This window comes from Nonomuraea sp. B208, assembly GCF_057536035.1.
In genome coordinates, this window is record NZ_BAAJOU010000021.1 from 593,135 (window position 1) to 611,576 (window position 18,442).

20 protein-coding genes are annotated in these 18,442 nt (G+C 71.6%); 14 read left to right on the plus strand and 6 right to left on the minus strand.

Annotated features, from left to right (window positions below; genetic code table 11):
• Nucleotides 1–10: 10 nt before the first annotated feature.
• Genes hemW through AC27IY_RS19815 form a run of 9 tightly spaced genes read left to right on the plus strand, consistent with a single transcriptional unit; the run spans nt 11 to nt 9,478 of the window.
• Nucleotides 11–1,381, plus strand: coding sequence for a radical SAM family heme chaperone HemW (gene hemW, locus AC27IY_RS19775; protein ID WP_487178785.1), 1,371 nt, complete (start codon nt 11–13; stop codon nt 1,379–1,381).
• Between the two features lie 13 nt (nt 1,382–1,394).
• Entirely contained in the window at nt 1,395–2,576 is a 1,182-nt protein-coding gene (locus tag AC27IY_RS19780; protein WP_344213092.1) for an NAD(P)H-dependent oxidoreductase, read from the plus strand.
• Nucleotides 2,573–3,427 (plus strand): alpha/beta fold hydrolase, encoded by an 855-nt coding sequence (locus AC27IY_RS19785; protein ID WP_364463354.1) that lies wholly within the window; start codon nt 2,573–2,575, stop codon nt 3,425–3,427. Before AC27IY_RS19780 ends, AC27IY_RS19785 begins: the two co-directional genes overlap by 4 nt.
• A 40-nt stretch (nt 3,428–3,467) precedes the next feature.
• Nucleotides 3,468–4,724 (plus strand): MFS transporter, encoded by a 1,257-nt coding sequence (locus AC27IY_RS19790; protein ID WP_423477262.1) that lies wholly within the window; start codon nt 3,468–3,470, stop codon nt 4,722–4,724.
• On the plus strand, nt 4,721–5,401 hold the full coding sequence (locus AC27IY_RS19795; RefSeq protein ID WP_423477261.1) for a DNA alkylation repair protein: 681 nt from the start codon (nt 4,721–4,723) through the stop codon (nt 5,399–5,401). The genes AC27IY_RS19790 and AC27IY_RS19795 overlap by 4 nt, the downstream gene beginning before the upstream one ends.
• Nucleotides 5,398–6,501 (plus strand): LLM class flavin-dependent oxidoreductase, encoded by a 1,104-nt coding sequence (locus tag AC27IY_RS19800; protein ID WP_371252289.1) that lies wholly within the window; start codon nt 5,398–5,400, stop codon nt 6,499–6,501. Before AC27IY_RS19795 ends, AC27IY_RS19800 begins: the two co-directional genes overlap by 4 nt.
• 1 nt (nt 6,502) lies before the next feature.
• Nucleotides 6,503–7,666: an alpha/beta hydrolase family protein gene (locus AC27IY_RS19805; protein WP_423477260.1), complete on the plus strand. Its 1,164-nt coding sequence runs from the start codon at nt 6,503–6,505 to the stop codon at nt 7,664–7,666.
• Entirely contained in the window at nt 7,663–9,138 is a 1,476-nt protein-coding gene (locus AC27IY_RS19810) for an acyl-CoA carboxylase subunit beta (RefSeq protein WP_423451756.1), read from the plus strand. Before AC27IY_RS19805 ends, AC27IY_RS19810 begins: the two co-directional genes overlap by 4 nt.
• A 22-nt stretch (nt 9,139–9,160) precedes the next feature.
• Nucleotides 9,161–9,478, plus strand: a complete 318-nt coding sequence (locus AC27IY_RS19815; protein ID WP_487178786.1) for a Rieske (2Fe-2S) protein — start codon at nt 9,161–9,163, stop codon at nt 9,476–9,478.
• Between the two features lie 7 nt (nt 9,479–9,485).
• On the opposite strand, the gene AC27IY_RS19820 is transcribed toward AC27IY_RS19815, so the two are convergent.
• Genes AC27IY_RS19820 through AC27IY_RS19830 form a run of 3 tightly spaced genes read right to left on the minus strand, consistent with a single transcriptional unit; the run spans nt 9,486 to nt 11,542 of the window.
• A complete protein-coding gene (locus AC27IY_RS19820) occupies nt 9,486–10,055 on the minus strand; it encodes a DUF6461 domain-containing protein (RefSeq protein ID WP_487178787.1) in 570 nt (189 codons plus the stop codon).
• A 57-nt stretch (nt 10,056–10,112) separates the two neighbouring features.
• A complete protein-coding gene (locus tag AC27IY_RS19825; protein WP_449950111.1) occupies nt 10,113–10,856 on the minus strand; it encodes an ABC transporter permease in 744 nt (247 codons plus the stop codon).
• Nucleotides 10,853–11,542: an ABC transporter ATP-binding protein gene (locus AC27IY_RS19830; RefSeq protein WP_364463381.1), complete on the minus strand. Its 690-nt coding sequence runs from the start codon at nt 11,540–11,542 to the stop codon at nt 10,853–10,855. Before AC27IY_RS19830 ends, AC27IY_RS19825 begins: the two co-directional genes overlap by 4 nt.
• 114 nt (nt 11,543–11,656) lie before the next feature.
• Between AC27IY_RS19830 and AC27IY_RS19835 the strand changes: the two genes are divergently transcribed.
• Entirely contained in the window at nt 11,657–12,754 is a 1,098-nt protein-coding gene (locus tag AC27IY_RS19835; protein ID WP_487178788.1) for a sensor histidine kinase, read from the plus strand.
• Nucleotides 12,751–13,392 carry a response regulator gene (locus tag AC27IY_RS19840; RefSeq protein WP_487178789.1) on the plus strand — a complete coding sequence of 214 codons (642 nt, stop codon included), beginning with the start codon at nt 12,751–12,753 and terminating at the stop codon, nt 13,390–13,392. Before AC27IY_RS19835 ends, AC27IY_RS19840 begins: the two co-directional genes overlap by 4 nt.
• 31 nt (nt 13,393–13,423) lie before the next feature.
• On the opposite strand, the gene AC27IY_RS19845 is transcribed toward AC27IY_RS19840, so the two are convergent.
• Both AC27IY_RS19845 and AC27IY_RS19850 read right to left on the minus strand, forming a co-directional pair.
• Nucleotides 13,424–14,449 carry a hypothetical protein gene (locus AC27IY_RS19845; protein ID WP_487178790.1) on the minus strand — a complete coding sequence of 342 codons (1,026 nt, stop codon included), beginning with the start codon at nt 14,447–14,449 and terminating at the stop codon, nt 13,424–13,426.
• Nucleotides 14,446–14,775 carry a PadR family transcriptional regulator gene (locus AC27IY_RS19850; protein ID WP_423451751.1) on the minus strand — a complete coding sequence of 110 codons (330 nt, stop codon included), beginning with the start codon at nt 14,773–14,775 and terminating at the stop codon, nt 14,446–14,448. The genes AC27IY_RS19845 and AC27IY_RS19850 overlap by 4 nt, the downstream gene beginning before the upstream one ends.
• A 245-nt stretch (nt 14,776–15,020) precedes the next feature.
• Here AC27IY_RS19850 and AC27IY_RS19855 point away from each other — a divergent pair, with 245 nt between their 5' ends.
• Nucleotides 15,021–15,482, plus strand: coding sequence for an NUDIX hydrolase (locus AC27IY_RS19855; RefSeq protein ID WP_487178791.1), 462 nt, complete (start codon nt 15,021–15,023; stop codon nt 15,480–15,482).
• Between the two features lie 71 nt (nt 15,483–15,553).
• Nucleotides 15,554–16,042, plus strand: coding sequence for a hypothetical protein (locus AC27IY_RS19860; RefSeq protein ID WP_487178792.1), 489 nt, complete (start codon nt 15,554–15,556; stop codon nt 16,040–16,042).
• 32 nt (nt 16,043–16,074) lie between these two features.
• Here the strand turns inward: AC27IY_RS19860 and AC27IY_RS19865 are convergent, their stop codons facing one another.
• Entirely contained in the window at nt 16,075–16,932 is an 858-nt protein-coding gene (locus tag AC27IY_RS19865) for a class I SAM-dependent methyltransferase (RefSeq protein ID WP_487178793.1), read from the minus strand.
• 280 nt (nt 16,933–17,212) lie between these two features.
• On the opposite strand from AC27IY_RS19865, the gene AC27IY_RS19870 reads away from it, so the two are divergent.
• Nucleotides 17,213–18,427 (plus strand): MFS transporter, encoded by a 1,215-nt coding sequence (locus AC27IY_RS19870; RefSeq protein ID WP_487178794.1) that lies wholly within the window; start codon nt 17,213–17,215, stop codon nt 18,425–18,427.
• Nucleotides 18,428–18,442: the final 15 nt, after the last annotated feature.

An 18,442-nucleotide genomic window follows, 5' to 3' on the forward strand; every position in this document is an offset into this window, starting at 1 on the left:
GGAGCCCGGCGTGAGCACCGCGACGAAACCGTACGACAAGCGCGAACGCATCTGCGTCTCGCACTACCCGCTGCCCGCTGACCCGCCCGACGTCAGCGAGGTGCCGATGCTGATGAACCTGGACTCGCCGTCGACCCGGCCCGGCGAGAAGGCCATGTACATCCACATCCCGTTCTGCGACAAGATCTGCAACTTCTGCCCCTTCAACAAGCAGCTCATGGACGAGGCCAAGCTGGAGAGCTACCTGGTCCGGCTGAAGCGGGAAATCACCATGTACGCCGAGAGCCCGCTGGTCAGGTCGTTCACCTTCGGCTCGCTGGCCATCGGCGGCGGCACGCCGAGCTGCCTGTCGGCCGGGCAGCTGCACGACCTGATCACCCACTGCCGCACGGTGCTGCGCTTCGGCCCCGAGGCGGAGATCAGCGCCGAGGGCAACCCGTCCAACTTCACCGGCGAGAAGCTCGCCGCGGCGCGGGAGGCCGGCTGCAACCGCATCAGCTTCGGCGTCCAGACCTACAACGACCGCTACGCCGGCATGCTGGAGATCCCGCAGGACCCGGCCACCTCCCGCCTGGCGACCCGGGTGGCCCGCGAAGCGGGCTACGACAACGTCGGCATCGACCTGATCTACAACCTCCCCGAGCAGACCCTCGACGAGTGGCGGGCCGACATCGAGGAGGCCATCGACTGGCGCTACGACCACGTCACGCTGTTCTCCCTCATCATCCCGCCGTTCACCCGGCTGTTCTCGAAGATCGACACCAAGCGGCTCAGGCCGCCGGGGGACCACGACCACGAGGTCGCGATGTACCGCCTGGCCGCGGGCATGCTGCGCGAGGCCGGCTACGAGCAGTACTCCGTCTACGACTTCGCGCTGCCCGGAAAGATCAACAAGCACGCCGTGCTCTACTTCTCCGAGCAGCAGGACCTGCTCGGCGTCGGCGCCGCCGCCTTCGGCTACCTCGGCAAGTACATGTACGTCAACAAGGGCCCCCTGGCCGACTACCAGGGCGCCGTCGACCAGGGCGAGCTGCCCGTGCTGATCGGCTCCCGCGCCGACCGCGAGGAGGAGATGTGCGGGGCCATGGCCAAGGGCCTGCGGCTGTTCAGCGTCTCCCGGCGCAGGTTCCGCTCCCTGTTCGGCTGCGACCCCACCGACGTGTTCGGCGAGAAGATCGACAAGCTGGCCGCGCAGGGCCTGCTGGAGGTCACCGACGAGGAGATCCGCCTCACCGAGGACGGCGTCTTCTGGGGCAACAACGTCTGCCGCGAGTTCTTCTCCGCCCGCTACACCGAGATCGAGGCGATCCCCCGCGAGGTGCTCGCCCGCGGGCGGCTCATGAAGGCCGGGCAGGCCGCGCCCAGGCGCATCAGGGACTGATCGGAGAACGGCGATGAAGTCGAAGAACGTGCTCGGGATCTGCGGCTCGCCGAAGACGACCGCCAAGAGCGCCAGCGAGTTCCTGTGCAGGGAGGCGCTCAAGGGCGCCGAGGAGGTGGGCGCGCAGACGCGGCTCGTCCGCCTGGTCGACTACCCGATCGTGGACTGCGACGGCTGCGGCGACTGCATGAACCGCACCCAGTGCCACCTGTTCAAGCACCCCGACGACCGCTACACCCGGCTGTACAAGGAGGTCCGCTGGGCGGACGCCTTCGTCTTCGCCTCCCCGGTCTACGCGCTCGGCCTGCCCTTCACCTGGAAGCAGTGGCTGGACCGGTGCGAGCCGGCCGACGAGGACGACCTGGAGTACCAGTACTACAACTACGAGGTCGCCGCCGACGTCAAGGGCAAGGCGTTCCAGGGCAAGGTCGCCGGGCAGATCATCACCTCCGGCGGCATCGGCCAGGAGTGGGCGATGGCCCAGCTCATGCCCCTCTGGACGAACGTCAAGCTGTCCGTGGTGATCAGCGTCGGGCTCAGCCTCATCGAGTTCGACGAACAGCCGGGCATCAGGACCAAGCCCTGGGGCGTGGGCGTGGACAACGCCGAGTTCGCCGTCGAGATCGCCCGGCAGGTCGGCCGCCGGGTGACCGCCGCCATCGGGTTCTCCACCTTCAACGTCCACGGCGCCTCGCCGCGGCTCGGCGGCTCCGAGGGCCGCGACTGCACCGAACAGCTCGGCCTGCTGAGCGACCTGACCGACCGGCCCTTCGCGCTGCCCGAGGGCGGCGGCCTGAGCCCGTACGTGCTGGTCATCGCCGGCCAGGACAAGAGCGAGGAGGCGGTACGCCGCATCGAGGCGATACTCAAGCGCGTCCCGGGGCTCGACGTGCGGCTGGTCGCCGTGGTGGACCAGTTGCCGCACTTCATCACCCGCGACTTCGTCAAGGAGCGGATCGCCGAGCAGAAGCACCAGGTGCCCGTACTGGTCGACTGGGACCGCGCCTTCGCCCAGGAGCTGGGCCTGGCGGCGAACGTCGACCCGCACGTCGTCCTGCTCACCCCCGAAGGACGGCTGCGCAGGGCGATCACCGGCACCAACACCACCCGGGAGATCGTCACCGAGATCGAGGAGATCGTCAGGGAGATGCGCAGCCTGAACCTGTCCGTGGCCAACCGAGGAGCACGGCCATGATGCCGACCACCTGGAAACTCCCCACCACCTGCGACGCCGTGGAGCTGTCCGACGGCGCCCGGCTCTTCTACCGCGTGTCGGGGCCGGAGACCGCCGCGCCGCCCGTCGTGTTCCTGCACGGCAACCGCGACAACCACACCCACTTCGCCGAGCTGATCTCGCTGCTCGACCCGGCGCTGCGCTGCCTCGCGCTCGACCTGCGCGGGCACGGCCTGTCGTCCAAGGAGGACCACCCGCTGTCGGCCGGCCAGTGCGCCGCCGACGTGATCGAGGTGCTGGACCACCTCGGCTGGGATCAGGTCACGCTGGTCGGGCACTCCCTCGGCTCCGTCACCGCCATGGTGCTGGCGCTGGAGCACCCCGAGCGGGTCGCCGGCCTCGTCCTCATGGGCTCGGCCGCGCACTACGAGATGAAGTGGAAACGCCCGGAGGTGACCGAGGAGACCTACCGCCAGGTCATCGAGGAGTCCAACAAGCGCGCCGGACCCTTCTTCTTCCTCGACGGCTACCCCGAGGTGGCGAACCGGGTCATCGCGAGCTGGTCATGGGTGCCCTTCTCCGTGCACCGCAACCTCATCCAGCTCACCCACCCCGACCTGCGCGAACGCGTACAGAAGATCGGTGCGCCGACCCTCGTCGTGGCCGGCGAGCTGGACCGCAGCACGCCCGTGGAGAGCGCGCGCTACCTGGCCGAGACGATCCCCGACGCGCGCCTGCACGTGGTTCCTGGAACCGGTCACTTCATGTTCATGGAAAAGCCCGTACCTGTGGCGGCGACGATCGCAGAATTCCTGGGGGTCCCGCTCGGCGCCTCCGGAGGCTGCGGCTCCGGATGCGGCTGCGGGTCCTGATCCTGAACCCTGCCCCGCCCGTACCCGAGGAACTGGTCCGATGACACGAGCTGAACCAAGTCGCGGCGCCGCGCCCGGCGCCGACCTCAGGCCGGCCGGCCTGCTGACCACGGAACGCGGCCGGGCGCTGGCCGTCCTGTCCGGCGCCGTCCTGGTGCAGTGGGCCGCCATGATGTCGGTCTTCCCCGCGCTTCCGTCGATCTCCGGCGCCCTCCGGATCGGCCCGGACGCGCTCGGCCTGGTGATGATGGTGTCGTCGCTGCTCATGACCGTGCTCAACGTCCCGGCCGGCGTGGCCGCCGACCGCCGCGGGCGCAGGCCCGTCATCGTCGCCGGCCTCGCCCTCAGCGCCCTCGGCGTGCTGGTGTCCGCGCTGTGGGCGGCGGCCTGGCCGTTCCTGGCCGGCTGGGTGATCTTCGGCATCGGCCGCGGCCTGTTCACCTCGCCGGCCTTCACCGTCCCCGCCGACACCTACGGGCCGCAGGAGCGGGGCAAGGCCATCGGCATCCTGGCCGGCGCCATCGGGGCCGGCTCCGTGCTCGGCTACGTGGCCGGCGGCCTGGCGCTGGCCGTCGCCACCTGGCAGACGGTGCTGATGGCGGACGCCGTGCTGCTCGTGGCGGCGTGCGCGCTGACCTGGTTCGCGCTGCCGGAGACGGCCAGGGAGCTGCACGCGGCGCCGCTGCGGAACGCGCTCGCCCAGACCTTCGCCTGGTACCGGCGGCGCGTGGTGCTGCTGTCCGGTGTCGTGGCGGGCCTGTCGTTCGCCGTCGGCGTCGCGGCGACCTTCCTCGTCCCGTTCAGCCTGGCCGGGCTGGCCGCCTCGCCGTTCGTGATCGCGCTGGTGTTCGTCCCGTACGAGGTGATGGCCTCCGCCGGCACCGTGCTCGCCGGGGCCGTCTCCGACAAGGTGGGGCGGCGGCTCCCGCTGCTGCTGGCGCTGCTGCTCGTCGCGGTGGCCCTGGCCGGCCTGCCGGTCGCCGGGGTCACCGTGTGGAGCGTGGCCCTGGTCTACGCCTTCGTCGGTCTCGCCGAAGGACCGGTCATCTCGCTGTCGACGACCATGGTCACCGACGACGTGCTCAAGGCCGACCCGCGCCGCGTGGGCGCGGCGCTGGGCGCCAACCGGCTCGTCCAGGGCCTCGGCCCGATCCTCGGCCCGGCGGCGGGCGGCCTGCTCGCCGAGCGGGCCGGGCTGGGCGCGCGCTACTGGATCCTGGCCGCGGTGCTGGCCGCGACCGCGGTCCTGGCCGCGTTCCTGCCCGAGACCTGGGCGGGGAAGGAGGCCGCGCGATGACGGACCTGGTGGAGGAGCTGCGCGCCGCGCTGGCCGGCGCATCGGTGCCCGAGCTGCGCCGCAGGACCGAACGGCTCTGGCGGCAGCGGCAGGACCGGGCCGGCGAGCTGTTCGACGCCCTCGTGGCGCTCTGGAGCCGGTCGCCGTCCGACGGCGAGCGCGAGATCCGCATGGGCATCGCCATGCTGCTCGGCGCCGTGGCGGTGAAGGAGCGGGCGGCCCTGGAGGTCATGACCACGGCCTGCGCCGACGACCCCGACTGGCGGGTGCAGGAGGCGCTGGCCAAGGGGCTCGACCGGCACTGCGCGCTGCGGGGCTGGCAGGAGAGCGTGCCCCTCCTGGAGTCCTGGCTCACCCACGCGCACCCCCACGTCCGCCGGGCGGCGGCCGAGGGGCCCCGCGTGTGGACCGGCCGGCCCTACTTCGCCGACCACCCCGACCAGGCGCTGCGGCTGCTCGGCCTGGTCCGGGCCGACGAGAGCCCCTACGTACGCAAGTCCGCCGCGAACGCCCTCAGCGACATCAGCAAGAAGCACCCCGATCTGGTCCTCGCCACGCTGTCCGGCTGGACGCGCACGGACCCCGCCGGCGCCTGGACCATCAAGAACGCCTGCAGGCACCTGTCCAAGTCCCACCCCGACGAAACCGCCAGAGTCCTGGCCGAACTGCGGGAGTGATCCGATTGCCGCTCACCTTCGGCAGCTTCAACCTGCCCACCTTCGACCCCGGCGCCGACGGTCCGCCCGACCGGATGCTCGCCCGCGTCCAGTCGCTCGCCGTCCTGGCGGAGGACCTCGGGTTCCACAGCGTCTGGCTGGCCGAGCACCACTTCCAGCCGCACGGCGGGATCCTGTCGGCCCCCGACGTCCTGCTGGCCGCGCTCGCCGCCCGGACCCGGCGCATCCGGCTCGGCCTCGGCGTCGTCCAGATCCCCTACCACCACCCGCTGTCGGTCGCCGAGCGGGTCGCCACCCTCGACCAGGTGAGCGGCGGACGCCTCGAACTGGGGCTCGGCAGGGCGTTCCTGAAGTGCGAGTACGACGGGTTCGGCGTCCCCATGGAGGAGAGCCGGGCCCGCTTCGCCGAGAACAGCGAGATCCTGCTCCGGGCCCTGCGAGGGGAGACCTTCGCCCACGAGGGCCGGTTCTTCCGCTTCCCCGAGCTGCGGGTGGAGCCCCGGTGCCTGCAACGTCCGCACCCGCCGGTGTGGGTGGCCGCCGCCACCACGCCGGAGACGTTCACCTGGGCGGGGGAGAACGCGCACCACCTGATGATCGCGCCGCTGCTCTCGCCCGACCTGGCCTCGCTGGCGGAGAAGATCGGCCTGTACTTCGCCGCCAGGGAACGGGCCGGCCACGACCCCGCGACCGGCCGGGTGCTGATGAACGTGCACGTCCACGTGGACGACACCTTCGACGCCGCCTTCGACACCGCCGCCCCCCATGTGCTGCGCTACGTCGCCGAGACGCGGGCGGCCGGGGCGTCGACCATCGCCTCGTTCAAGCGCGACGGCGTGCCCCGCGACTTCACCCACTACCCCGCCCTCGGCATGCGCTGGGGCGGCTTCACCCCCGAGGACGCGGCCGACAAGGGCACGATCGTCGTGGGCGCCCCCGACGACTGCGCCGCCAAGCTGGCCGAACTCATCGACAACCTGCACGTCACCACGGTCGCCGGCACGTTCGACTTCGGGCAGCCGATCGAGACGGTGGAGCGGTCGATGCGGCTCTTCGCGGAGAAGGTCGTCCCCCAGCTCACCGGGGAGGAGGCGGCCTGAGATGGGGGCCCGACGACCGCCGTTGCCGTTCCGCGCCGCCCTGCGGGTCCGCGGCGCGCTGCCCCTGCTCGGCCTGCGCCGCGGCGAGCCGCTCCTGCCACGCCTGGTCTTCATGGGCGCCGACCCCGGGGAGGCGCTCGACGCGCTGCGCGCCATCCGGTCGCCCGGCGCGTGGTGCTCCGTCTGGGAACGGCTCGCCGAGCGGCACGAGCGGACGGGCCGCGCGCTCGCCGCGGACGGCGACCGCGTCACCGCCGCCGAATCTCTCCAGCGGGCCGTGGCCTGCTACCGCGCCGCCGAGTACATGGAGTTTCAGCCCGCGGAACGTGCCCGCCTGTGGCGGCGGCTCGTGGCGGCCGGGACGGCGGCCGGCGACCTGCTGAGCCCGCCCGCCCGGCGGCTGGAGATCCCCGTGGACGGCGTCGCCGTCCCCGTCACCCTCCGCGTGCCCGCCGGCGGGCGGCCCGCTCCCTGCGTGCTCACCCTCGGCGGGGTGGACGGGGTGAAGGAGGAGTTCCACCGCATCTCCGAGGCGTACGTGGCCCGCGGCTGGGCCGCCGCCGCCCTCGACCTGCCGGGGCAGGGCGAGCTGCGCCGCTTCCACGACGTGCCGTGGCGGGCCGACGCCGAGGTGGTGATCTCCGCGGTGCTGGACGCGCTCACCCGGCTGCCCGACCTGGACGCGGACCGGATCGCCGTGGTCGGCGGCAGCGCGGGGGGCTACTTCGCGCTCCGCGCGGCGGCGGCCGACCGGCGGGTCGCGGCCTGCGCGGTCATCTCGGCCCCCATGGACCTGCTGGAGGTCCACCGCGTCGCGCCCCCGCCCATCCCGCAGACCATGGAGTACAACCTCGGGCTGTCCGGCCGCCGGGCCGTGGCCGCGCTCGGCGCGTTCCACGTGGACGAGGTCCTGCCCGGCATCTCCTGCCCCGTGCTGCAGATCCACGGCGGCGCCGACCGGACGGTGCCGTGGCCGCACGCGCGCCGGCTGCGGGAGGCGCTGGGGGAGCGGCTCACGGTGCTCTTCCTGGAGGACGGCGACCACATGTGCTTCAACCGCCTCCCGGAGTGGGAGGCCCGGCTACGGTCGTGGCTGAGCACGGTCCTGGACGGGCGCGGTGCCGCCGAGCCGGCTCGCTCACTGAGCGGGGAGGGCGCGGCGTGAGCGGGCTCACCGAACTCGCCGCCGTCCCCTCGGCGCACGCCGGCAACGGGGCGGCCGACCCGGCCCGCGCCTGGGTGAACGGCCTGCTCGACGCCGGGTCCTTCGTCGAGTTCGGCGCTCACGGCCGGCACCGGGAGACGGCACTCGGCATGTCGCACCGGCGCCCCGCCGGCGACGGCATCCTGGCCGGGCTCGGGCGGCTGGACGGGCGGCCGGTCGCCGCGTACGCGCAGAACCCCCACCAGCTCGGCGGCACCCTCGGCGAGATCCACGGCGAGAAGATGGCCCGGGTCCTGGAGCACGCGCTACGCGGCCGCATGCCAGTGGTCGGCGCCATCAGCTCGGGCGGCGCCCGCATCCAGGAGGGCGTGGGCGCCCTCGACGCCTACGCGGCCGTCTTCCGGCTCAACGTCGCGTTGTCCGGCCGGGTCCCGCAGGTCAGCGTGGTGCTCGGCGCCTGCGCCGGGGGCGCCGTCTACTCGCCCGCGCTCACCGACGTCGTGATCATGACCAAGGACCGCTCCTCCATGTTCCTCACCGGCCCGCGCGTCGTCCAGGCCGTCACGAAGGAGCAGGTCACCCCGGCCGAACTCGGCGGCTCCCAGGTGCACGCCACCCGATCGGGCGTCGTCCACCTGGTCGCGGACGACGTGCCGGACGCGATGGCCCAGGCCAGGAGGCTCCTGTCGTTCCTGCCCGGGTCGTGCTGGGAGCTCCCGCCGCCCGCCGCCCCCGAACCTCCGGGCGCACTGCCCGGCGTGCCACGCGACGGGCGCAAGGCGTACGACGTGCGCGGCGTCATCCGGGGGCTGGCCGACGGCGCCCACTTCCTCGAACTCCAGCCGCGCTACGCCCCGAACCTGGTGACCGGGTTCGCCCGGCTGGCCGGTCACCCGGTCGGGGTCGTCGCCAACCAGCCCCTCCGGCTGGCCGGCGTCATCGATGCCCGCGCGGCTGAGAAGGGCGCACGGTTCGTCCGGATGTGCGATGCCTTCGGCATCCCGCTGCTCGTCCTCGTGGACACGCCGGGCTTCCTGCCGGGACGCCGGCAGGAGGCCGAAGGCGTCATCAGGCGCGGGGCGAAGCTGCTGTTCGCCTTCTCCGAGGCCACGGTGCCGCGCGTCACCGTGATCCTGCGCAAGGCCTACGGCGGGGCGTACATCGTGATGAACTCCCGCAACCTCGGCGCCGACGCGGTCCTCGCCTGGCCCGGCGCCGAGATCGCCGTGATGGGCGAGGAGTCGGCCGTCGAGGTGGTGTTCCACCGCGAGCTCGCCGCCGACCCGGCGGCCCGGCCGCACCTGCTCGACCGCTACCGCGCCGCCGGCGTGGGCGGCGACCGGGCACTGGAACGGATGTCCGTGGACCGCGAGGTCACGCCGGACGACACCCGGCAGGAGCTCGTACGGACGTTCGCGGCCCTGCTGCCGTCCCTGCGGCCCGGCTTCCGCCACGACAACCTGCCCCAGTGAGCCAGGAAGGAGCCGTGTCCCCATGACCTACCGACTCGTCTGCCACCTGTCCGACATCCCCGAGGGCGGCCTGCTCGGCGTCGAGACGTCCGGAACCCCGCTCGCCCTGGTGCGTGACGGCGACGAGGTCTTCGCCCTGCACGACGTCTGCCCGCACGCGGGCGCCACCCTGAGCGAGGGCGAGGTGGACGGCGGCACTCTGGAGTGCTGGCTGCACGGCTCGTGCTTCGACATCCGCACCGGCAAACCGGTCGCCCCGAACACGCTGCCGGTCACCACGTACCCGGTCAAGGTGGAGGACGGAGGGGTGTTCGTCGCGGTCCCGCCGCCCTCCGGCTGACCGCTCCCTACGCGTAGGGGTGGAGATGCTCCGTCGAGCCGACCAGCGCGGTGCGCCTGTAGGCCGCGGGCGAGAAGCGGACGCCGGTGGCTCGCTCCGCGAGGGCGAGCGCCGCGGCGGCGGGATTGTCGGCGAATCCCGGTTCGTCCCCGCCGACGTGCAGCCCCAGGTCGGTGACGTCAGCCTCAAGACGGTCGGGCTCGGCGCCCTCACGGTAGCGATAGCTGTACAGGCTGAAGGTGGTGAGCAGATCGCCGTTCTGGTGGAAGCTGAAGTCAGCTCCCTTGATGGTCACGCACACGGCCGCGGCTGCCGAGCCCTCGGAGAGGAGCCCGGCCCGGTCGTGGACGATGGCGCCCCATCCGTACTCGACCAGGGCTGTCCCGCCTCTGGCACGGTACGCCGCGACGCCGAACCCTTCCAGAGGGCTGCCTGCGACCACGCCGATCCGTCGCAGAGCCTCATCGGGAGGCACGTCCTGGACGAAGCAGACACAGAGCCAGGTGTCGCCCACGCCGTCGGTGAACTCCTGGTGGAGCCACTCATAAGTGGCGGCGGTCGCCTTGACCATGACCATCGTGCGCCTCCCGAAGATGGACGATCGAGGCGATCTTTCCAGGGGAGTCCGACAAGCTCAGGTGACGTCGCGGCGCAGGGTCACCAGCCGGGCCGCGAGGGCGGCCACGGCGACGTACGCGGCGAACAGCAGCCCCCCGGCCCAGGCCGGCAGGAGCGCGCCGGCCTGCACGTGCATGCCGCTCAGCGCGCGGGCCGCGCCCGTGGGCAGCCAGCGTCCGACGTCAGGCGCCACCGACGTGAGCATGTAGTCCCCGTACATGAACCACAGCAGGGCCACGACCAGTGCCACCACCTGGTTGCGGATGAGCGCGCCGAGCCCCACGCCCAGCAGCGCGTACGCAGCCGTGCTCAGCACCGCGCCGAGCAGGACGAGCGGGACGCCGGGGGTCAGCACCGGCAGCCCGCGTACGGCGAGCAGCACCGCCCCCGACGCCAGCGTGGCCAGCGCCGACACGCACGCGATGGCCAGCCCGACGAGCCCCCAGGCCACCAGCTTGGCGGTCACCACGCGGCTCCTGACCGGAGTGACGAGGAAGGTCCAGGTGATCGTCTGGTGCCGGTACTCGCCGGTCATCGCGAGCACCCCGAGGATCAGCGTGAACACGTACGCCTGCTGGGCCATGGCGTAGACGTTCTCCACCCGCGCGGTCTCGGGCGCGTCGCTGAGGCCGTCGAAGACCAGGACCTGCAGCGCCGCCCACACGGCGCAGGTGACGGGCGCGATCACGGCGAGGGCCGGGCCGGTACGCCCCGCGCGCGCCTTGACCAGCTCGGCGCGGACCAGCGGGTTGCGGATCATCGGGTCGCCTCCAGGTAGAGGTGTTCGAGGTCGGTGGAGTCGGGGGTGAGCTCCGCCTGCCGTACCAGCCGGCCGCCCGAGATGATCAGAGCGCGGTTGGCGATGCGCTCGATCTCGGCCAACACGTGCGTGGACACCAGGACGGCCCGCCCGTCGAGCGCGTGGGCGCGCAGGAACCCGCGCAGCCAGGAGATCCCCTGGGGGTCCAGCCCGTTGGAGGGTTCGTCGAGGATGAGAACCTCCGGGTCGCCGAGCAGCGCGCCGGCGATCGCCAGGCGCTGGCGCATGCCGAGGGAGAAGCCGCCGACCCTGCGGTCGGCCGCATGGGTCAGCTCGACCTGTTCCAGGACCAGGTTCACGCGGGCCGGGTCCAGGCCGGCGGCCGTGCGCAGCACCTCCAGGTGAGCGCGGGCGGACAGGCCGGGGTGGAAGGCGGTCGCCTCCAGCACCGCGCCGACCTTGGTGATCGGATTGTCCAGCCGGTCGTACGGCGTGCGCCCGATCAGCGCGGTGCCCGAGGTGGGGGCGACCAGCCCGAGGATCATGCGCAGGGTGGTCGTCTTCCCCGCGCCGTTGGGTCCGAGGAAGGCGGTGACCACGCCCGGTTCGACGGTGAACGACACCTGGTCGACCGCGCGGACCGCGCCGAACGACTTGCTCAGGTCGGTGACGGTGATCGCTGTCATGGTGTGCAGCATGGTCGGCGCCGGGCGGGTGATTCATGACCGCGTGGGTGGATATGGCGATCTCCACCGTGGGGTGGATGGTCCCGTCCGCGGGCGGTGGTTACGGTTGCCGGTGTGTCCTTCCTGCGTCGTCCCCTCGTCCGCGTGGTGTTCCGCGCCTTGGTGGTGTCGTACCTGCTGTTCGGGTCGGTGTACGCCGTGGCGGACGCGTGGCCGAGGCTCGGCTGGGCGGCCGGGGCCGGGGTGCTCCTGCTCTCCGCGACGACCTTCGCCACGGGCGTGCGCGGTGCGGTGTTCCCCGGCGCCGGCCGGCTGCTGCTGCCGGCCCTCGCCGGCGGCCTGGCGATGCACGCCGTGTCCCCCTACAGCGGTCTCGCGGTGCTGTACGTGGTCGTCTTCGCCGCGCCGTACCGGCTGCCGCTGAGGTGGGCGGCGGCGTTCGTGGCCGCTGACATCGGCGGGACCGCCCTGGTGTCTCTTCTGCTCCGTCTGCCGGTCGCGGAGACGTTCGGGAACACGATGGGCCTCTGCTACAGCGTGATCCTGGCCTTCCTGCTGCGCCAGCTCACGCTGACCAGGGAGCTGGCCGAGTCGCGGGCCCGCGAGTCCGCCCAGGCCGAGCGCGCCCACCTGGCCAGGGAGATCCACGACATCCTGGCCCACGCGCAGTCCGCGCAGATCGTCCATCTGGAGGGGGCACGGCTGTTGCTGGAGCGCGGCGACGTGGCCACCGCGCTGGACCGGGTCAGCCGTGCCGTACGGCTGGCCCGCAGCGGTCTGGAGGAGACCAAGCGAGCCGTGGACGCGCTGCGTGGCCAGGACGTACGGCTGCTGGAGCTCCTGGAGCGCCTCACCACGGAGCACCGTTCGGCGGGCGGCGCGCTGTGCGAGGTGGAGGTCAGCGGCGACGTCTCCGCCCTGCCCGCCGGCGCCCGCCTGGCGGTGGCCCGTACGGCGCAGGAGGCGCTCACCAACGTGCGCAGACACGCGCCCGGCGCGGCGGTCACGGTCACCCTGCGCAACGTCCGCGGCTGGTGCGAGCTGGAGGTCCGCGACGACGGCGGCGCGGCCCCGCCGGCGCCGGACGGCGGCGGTTACGGCCTGGTCGGCATGCGGGAACGCGCCGAACTGCTCGGCGGGTCGCTCACCACCGGCCCGGAGGGCGAGGGCTTCCGCGTCCTGCTGCGACTGCCCGCGGAGGCGGCGTCGTGACCGTACGGGTGCTGGTGGCCGACGACCAGACCGTGGTCAGGGAAGGTCTGGTGCTGCTGCTCGGGCTGCTGCCCGGCGTGGAGGTCGCGGGCACCGCGGCCGACGGCGAGCAGGCGGTACGGCTGGCCGCCGCCGAGCTCCCCGACGTGGTGCTGATGGACCTGCGGATGCCCAGGATGGACGGCGTGGAGGCGACCCGCAGGATCCGCGCCGCCCATCCCGGCGTTCAGGTGGTGGTGCTGACGACCTACTCCGACGACGAATCGGTGTTCGCGGCGCTGCGGGCCGGCGCCCGCGGCTACCTGACCAAGGACACCGACCCCGAGACGCTGGCCAGGGCCATCGCCACCGTGTCCGGCGGGCAGGCGCACTTCGATCCCGAGGTGCAGTGGCGGCTGGCCGAGGAGGTCGCCCGGCGGCCCCACCGGCCCAGCGACCTCCCCGACGGGCTGACCGCGCGCGAGGGCGAGGTGCTGCGGCTGATCGCGGCGGGCCGGTCGAACGCGGAGATCGCCGCTGAGCTGTTCATCTCGGCGGGAACCGTCAAGACCCACATCAACAACCTGTTCGCCAAGGCGGGCCTACGAGACCGCGCCCAGGCCGTCACCTACGCCTACCGTCACGGCCTGGGGGAGTGAGCTCGGCGACGGTTGCGTGTTCAGGACGGGTTCAGGGACGTACGAGGCCGTCGCCGAGCGCGGGCCGTGCCGGCGGCAGCGCCCGCAGCCCCGCGAAGGCCAGCGCCGTGGACAGCACCCCGAGCAGCGCGCACTGCCCGCACACCGTCACCCACAGGATCCTGCCGACCTCGCCTTCGTGGGCGTAGGCGAGCAGCGACAGCCGCGGCAGCAGCAGGAGCAGGCCATAGATCGACAGCGCGAGCGGCCACGACGACGAGCGCCTTCGAGCCAGGACGAACACCCCGATCACGGCGAACACCGCTATCCCCGCCCCGGCGGGATCCATCCACAGGTACATCCAGGGCGAGTCGACCTGACCCCAGGCCAGGCTGACCTGCGCCCACCCCTGCAGGGCGAGCGCGCCACCCACCGGCAGCAGCGCGAGCCACCATGACCGCCGGACCGGAGACACGTCGGCGTGGAACCCGGCGAAGAGCGCGATCACCGGCACCGCGGCCGACGCGAGCTGGGCCGAGTTTTCCAGCGGCAGGATGACCTCGCCCGCGACCACGTGTTTGACGAGGACGTAGACCGCAGGCAGGAGTCCCAGCAGCGCCGCCGGCTTCGCCGCGCGCGGGCGGCCGCGCATGATCGCCGTGAACGCGACGGCGGTGCAGGCACCGATGATCGTCACCACGATCGCGAGCAGCCGCTCCGGCGAGCCGGGAGCGCCGAAGTAGTCGGATTCGCTGTCCGCGCTCACCCCGCGCAGCAGGTCACCCACGCCCGAGAGGGCGACGGCCGCCTGGAAGGCCAGCCCGATCAGGGCCACGAGTCGTACGGTCTCGCCCCAGACGAGGAAGCGGGGCGCCGAGCCCGCGGCGCCGAGCCGGATCCGTACGGACAGGGCCAGCACGCTGGCGATCTCACCCCAGGGCGGCCGGGGGTTGGTCTCGTCGGGCGCGTCGCCGTACATCTCCATGAACGCGTCCACCATCTCCTCCTCGCGCTCGGCGCGGTAGGAGGCGGGCAGCAGGCGGAGCACCGAGCGGTAACGCTGTTCGAGCAGGGTCATGCGGCGCCTCCGGCCATCCGTGCGCGGAGCAGGGTCGTGGCGACGCGCGCGGTCTCCTCCATGCGGGCGGCCTCCACGCGCAGGGCCTCGGCGCCCTCGTCGGTGAGTCGGTAGTAGCGCCGCAGCCGTCCCTGCTGTGCCTCTTCGCGGTCGAGCGCGATCAGGCCCTCGGCCGAGAGCTTGTCGAGCACGCCGTACAGAGTGCCGATCTTGAGCTGGACGCGCCCTACGGACAGCCGATCGACCTCCTGGACGATGCCGTAGCCGTGACGCGGCTCGCCCACCAGTGCGGTGAGCGCCAGGAACATGGGCTCCGTTATATTCACGCCTCCACGATATCCTGAGGATCAGGATATCGTCAGGAGTGCGCGGCCTCGGCCGTCTTCACCGCCACCCGCTGGCCGTCAAGCGCCGGTGCGTCGTTCCGCGAGCGCCAAAGCTCCTCGATGTAAGGCGGGAAGGCGCTGCCGATGGTTCGAAGCGGCGTAGACGAGCCACCGCACGCAGCCTTTGATCGGCGGCCCGGCGCAACTCGTCGAACTCCGTCGGACCGCATCGTATGATCCGCTTCATGCCGATCCCCAGAGCGGTCGCCGTGGTCGTCGACGGCACCCGAGTCCTGGTCATCAAGCGGTTCCTCCGGCGCGCCCCCGGCGTCACCTGCCACATGTGCGTCGGCGCGGGCCGGCAGGGGGAGAGGTGTCCCGGGCACCACTACACGCTTCTTCCCGGAGGGCATGTGGAGGACGGCGAGTCGCCGGAGAACGCGGCAGTGCGCGAACTCCACGAGGAGACGACTCTCACCGGGACGATCGACCGGCTGCTCTTTTCCGGCTCGCACAATGGCCGGCCGGCCTTCTACTTCCTCATGCGTGACGTCAACGGCACCCCCTTGCTCTCCGGCGAGGAGGCCAGGGAACACGGACCGGACAACAGCTTCGAGCTCAGATGGGCGACGGCCGCCGAGTTCGAGCAGCTGAACCTGTACCCCGCGGATGTGCACGGGCCACTCACGGAGCTACTTCGTCGTTGACCCCGCTACACCCAACCGAGGCAGTGCTTTGGATTGTCGGCGTCGATCCGTCCGAGAAAGCTGGTTGTCCTGTGTTCAGTGAGATCGCCGAGCGTTACGCCGAGCTGGTTCGCCGGATGCCGTGGGAAGGGATGGCGTGCACGGTGACGCTTCCCGACCACGGCGTGATGACGGTCGAAGACGCGGTGCGCCGGCGGTCGAACAACCCTTATCCCGACGGCAGGGAGCTGACGGATCGACTCGGGGGCCAAGGACTCCGGCACTGGTATCTGAGTGACGACATCGAGGGCAACACCACCCTGTACGCCTCCTATGGAGAGAGCAGCGGGCAGCTTCAATTTCCCGAACCTGATTGGTTGCCCTTCATTCCCTGGACCGAACAGATCGGGCCGCTGGCACCCTACGCGGACAAGTTCGCTGCCGTCTACGACACATGGTCGGACAACCCCGAGGTATCGGTGCTGGGCACGTGTCTTGCGGTGATCGAGTTGGAAAGCGGCGTTCGCCTGGACGAGGAGATGAGCAGGGGCCCGAGGACATACGTGCCGATGCCCACATGACCCGCGTAACGGCTGTCGCCAGCCGGTTGGGATCAAGGACACCTCAGCTTTACCGCGAGGAAGGATGGGACCTGGTGAAGCTTGTCGTAGGCGGCTTCGTCGATCTCCCGTAGGCCGTCCGTGGGGCGCGGTTCGATCAGCTGCTCCAGCACGAACCCTGCGGCCAGGAGCTCGCCCAGGAAGGTCTCCAATGGCAGGCGCTGGTAGTGGATCGAGAGCTCGGTGTCTCCGAGGGGCAGGTCTCTCCAGTCGTGGCTGAAGTACGAGCCTCCGAAGTGACGCCAGTCGGCTGTGGGATGGGTGGTCGACACCAGGAGCCATCCACCTGGTCGCAGGACGCGGCGCAGTTCACCCAGCAGTTGCGCACGGTTCCTGACGTGCTCGTACACGAGGGCGCAGACCACCCCGTCGAACGACGTGTCAGCGGCGAAATCAAGCGGCTCTTCGAGATCGTGGAGAAGCAGTTCCGCCTGGCCGTTCACGCGTGCTCGTGCGTGGCGCAACAAAGTGGCGCTGCCCTCGATTCCGACCACCTGAGCACCGCGGGCCGAGAGTTCAGCCGCATAGTGGCCTGCCCCACAGCCGACATCCAGGATTCTGGCCCCGGCAACATCGCCCGCGAGTTCGAGCATTGCGGGTCTGTCGGTGTAGGCGTTGTAGGGGCTCGTCTCTGCGTGTTCGGCGAAGTGATCGCCGAGTGCGTCATGGTAAGCGGTCGCCTTGTGCATCGGGACATCATGGCGCGGCCACAAATCCGTCGCCATTGATTTCCAGCGTTTGCTCTTTCGCCGCGCCGTGGACGGCAGGTCGGCCGACGCGGCCGGGAGGATTGCCGGGCTTTCGTACGCCATCGGACGCGACGTGACTTCGGCATGCGGACTGACGCGCATCGACAACCATTCGACGCTTCGCACTAATGCGCGGGCCAGGCTGCTGCGGGAGCGTCTGTTGTAGCGCGGCGGCTTGGTCGCCTGCGCCGTCGGTAGGCCGCACGTTGGTGCGAGTCTGCAGATCGGATGGAAGGGAGGGAACGACATGCGCAAGAGCAATGAGTGGAACGCGCCCGGCTTCGACTGGACCTGAGGTTCTCATCGGTGTGACATCGGTTCAGGCCGGGCGGGGCCGCGCGCGTGGTGCCGCCCGGCTGTCGCGTTGAAAGGGTTTGACGCAATGACGTCGGCGGACAACCGGCCGCGGTTCCGTGAGGTGCTGGAGGTCCGCGAATACCGGGCGTTGTGGCTGTCCGGGCTGGTCTCGCGGGCGGGTGACCAGCTCGCGCGGGTGGCACTGGCCGTGCTGGCCTACGATCTCACCCGGTCCGCGGCGGTCACGACCATCACCTACGCACTGACGTTCGTGCCCTCGTTGGTCGGCGGGCCGTTGCTGGGTGGTCTCGCCGACCGCTGTCCGCGCCGGCGAGTGATGATCTTCTGCGATACGATCCGGGCCCTGTTGATGGCCGCCATGGCGGCGCCGGGACTGCACTTCGCCGTCGTCTGCGTGTTGCTGTTCGCGGTGCAGCTCATCGACGCGCCGGAGAAAGCCGCGCGGATCGCCACCACGCCCGATGTGCTGGGCGAGCGCCTGTACACGACGGGCGTCACGCTCCACCAGTTCACCTCACAGGTCGCCGCGATCGCCGGGTTCGGCCTGTCCGGGCTGGTGGTCGCGGCGATCGGGGCCCGACCGGCACTGCTGCTGAACTCTCTGTCCTTCGCCCTGTCCACGCTGGTCGTGATGATGAGGGTGCGAGAGCGGCCCGCCTGGCGTACGGGGCGCGTCATGTCGCTGAGGTACATGTCGGGCGGCATCCGGACGATCACCAGTGACCGCAGGCTGCGTGCGTTGCTGGCGTTCGCCCTCCTGGCCGCGTTCTCGATCGCACCGGAGGCGCTGGTCGTGCCCTACGCGGATGCCGTGGGTGGCGGAACGGTAGCGGCGGGGGTGCTGCTGTGTTCCATCCCTGCGGGCAGCCTGCTGGGAATGTACCTGGTCAACCGGCTGTCAGCGGGAACGGCCAGGCTGGCGACGCTGGCAGCGCCGGCTTGTCTGCCGTTGGTGGTGAGCGCGTTCGCGCCGGGGGTGGCCGTCACCGCGATCGCCTGGGCGCTCACCGGCGTTCTGTCCGCGTACCAGGTGATCGCCAACGCGGCGTTCGTGCGGGCCGTGCCGCCGGAGCGGCGCGGCCAGGTGGTCGGTTTCGCGGGCGCGGCACTCGTCGCGGCTCAGGGGACCGGTGTACTGTTCAGCGGCCCGCTGGCTGACCTGCTCGACCCGCCGGTCGCGATCGCCGTGTACGGGCTCGCCGGAACGGTCGCCGCGCTGCCACTGGCCGCGTCCTGGCGTCGCCATGAGGCGACGAGCTCCCGGTCGGACCAGTCATAGGACGGCACGGAGGGC

Bases quoted from the DNA above. Each gene is read 5' to 3' on its own strand.
- AC27IY_RS19780 (WP_344213092.1), top strand. From the start codon at position 1,395: ATGAAGTCGAAGAACGTGCTCGGGATCTGCGGCTCGCCGAAGACGACC.
- AC27IY_RS19785 (WP_364463354.1), top strand. From the start codon at position 2,573: ATGATGCCGACCACCTGGAAACTCCCCACCACCTGCGACGCCGTGGAG.
- AC27IY_RS19790 (WP_423477262.1), top strand. From the start codon at position 3,468: ATGACACGAGCTGAACCAAGTCGCGGCGCCGCGCCCGGCGCCGACCTC.
- AC27IY_RS19795 (WP_423477261.1), top strand. From the start codon at position 4,721: ATGACGGACCTGGTGGAGGAGCTGCGCGCCGCGCTGGCCGGCGCATCG.
- AC27IY_RS19805 (WP_423477260.1), top strand. From the start codon at position 6,503: ATGGGGGCCCGACGACCGCCGTTGCCGTTCCGCGCCGCCCTGCGGGTC.
- AC27IY_RS19815 (WP_487178786.1), top strand. From the start codon at position 9,161: ATGACCTACCGACTCGTCTGCCACCTGTCCGACATCCCCGAGGGCGGC.
- AC27IY_RS19820 (WP_487178787.1), bottom strand. From the start codon at position 10,055: ATGGTCATGGTCAAGGCGACCGCCGCCACTTATGAGTGGCTCCACCAG.
- AC27IY_RS19825 (WP_449950111.1), bottom strand. From the start codon at position 10,856: ATGATCCGCAACCCGCTGGTCCGCGCCGAGCTGGTCAAGGCGCGCGCG.
- AC27IY_RS19830 (WP_364463381.1), bottom strand. From the start codon at position 11,542: ATGACAGCGATCACCGTCACCGACCTGAGCAAGTCGTTCGGCGCGGTC.
- AC27IY_RS19845 (WP_487178790.1), bottom strand. From the start codon at position 14,449: ATGACCCTGCTCGAACAGCGTTACCGCTCGGTGCTCCGCCTGCTGCCC.
- AC27IY_RS19855 (WP_487178791.1), top strand. From the start codon at position 15,021: ATGCCGATCCCCAGAGCGGTCGCCGTGGTCGTCGACGGCACCCGAGTC.
- AC27IY_RS19865 (WP_487178793.1), bottom strand. From the start codon at position 16,932: ATGCGCGTCAGTCCGCATGCCGAAGTCACGTCGCGTCCGATGGCGTAC.
- AC27IY_RS19870 (WP_487178794.1), top strand. From the start codon at position 17,213: ATGACGTCGGCGGACAACCGGCCGCGGTTCCGTGAGGTGCTGGAGGTC.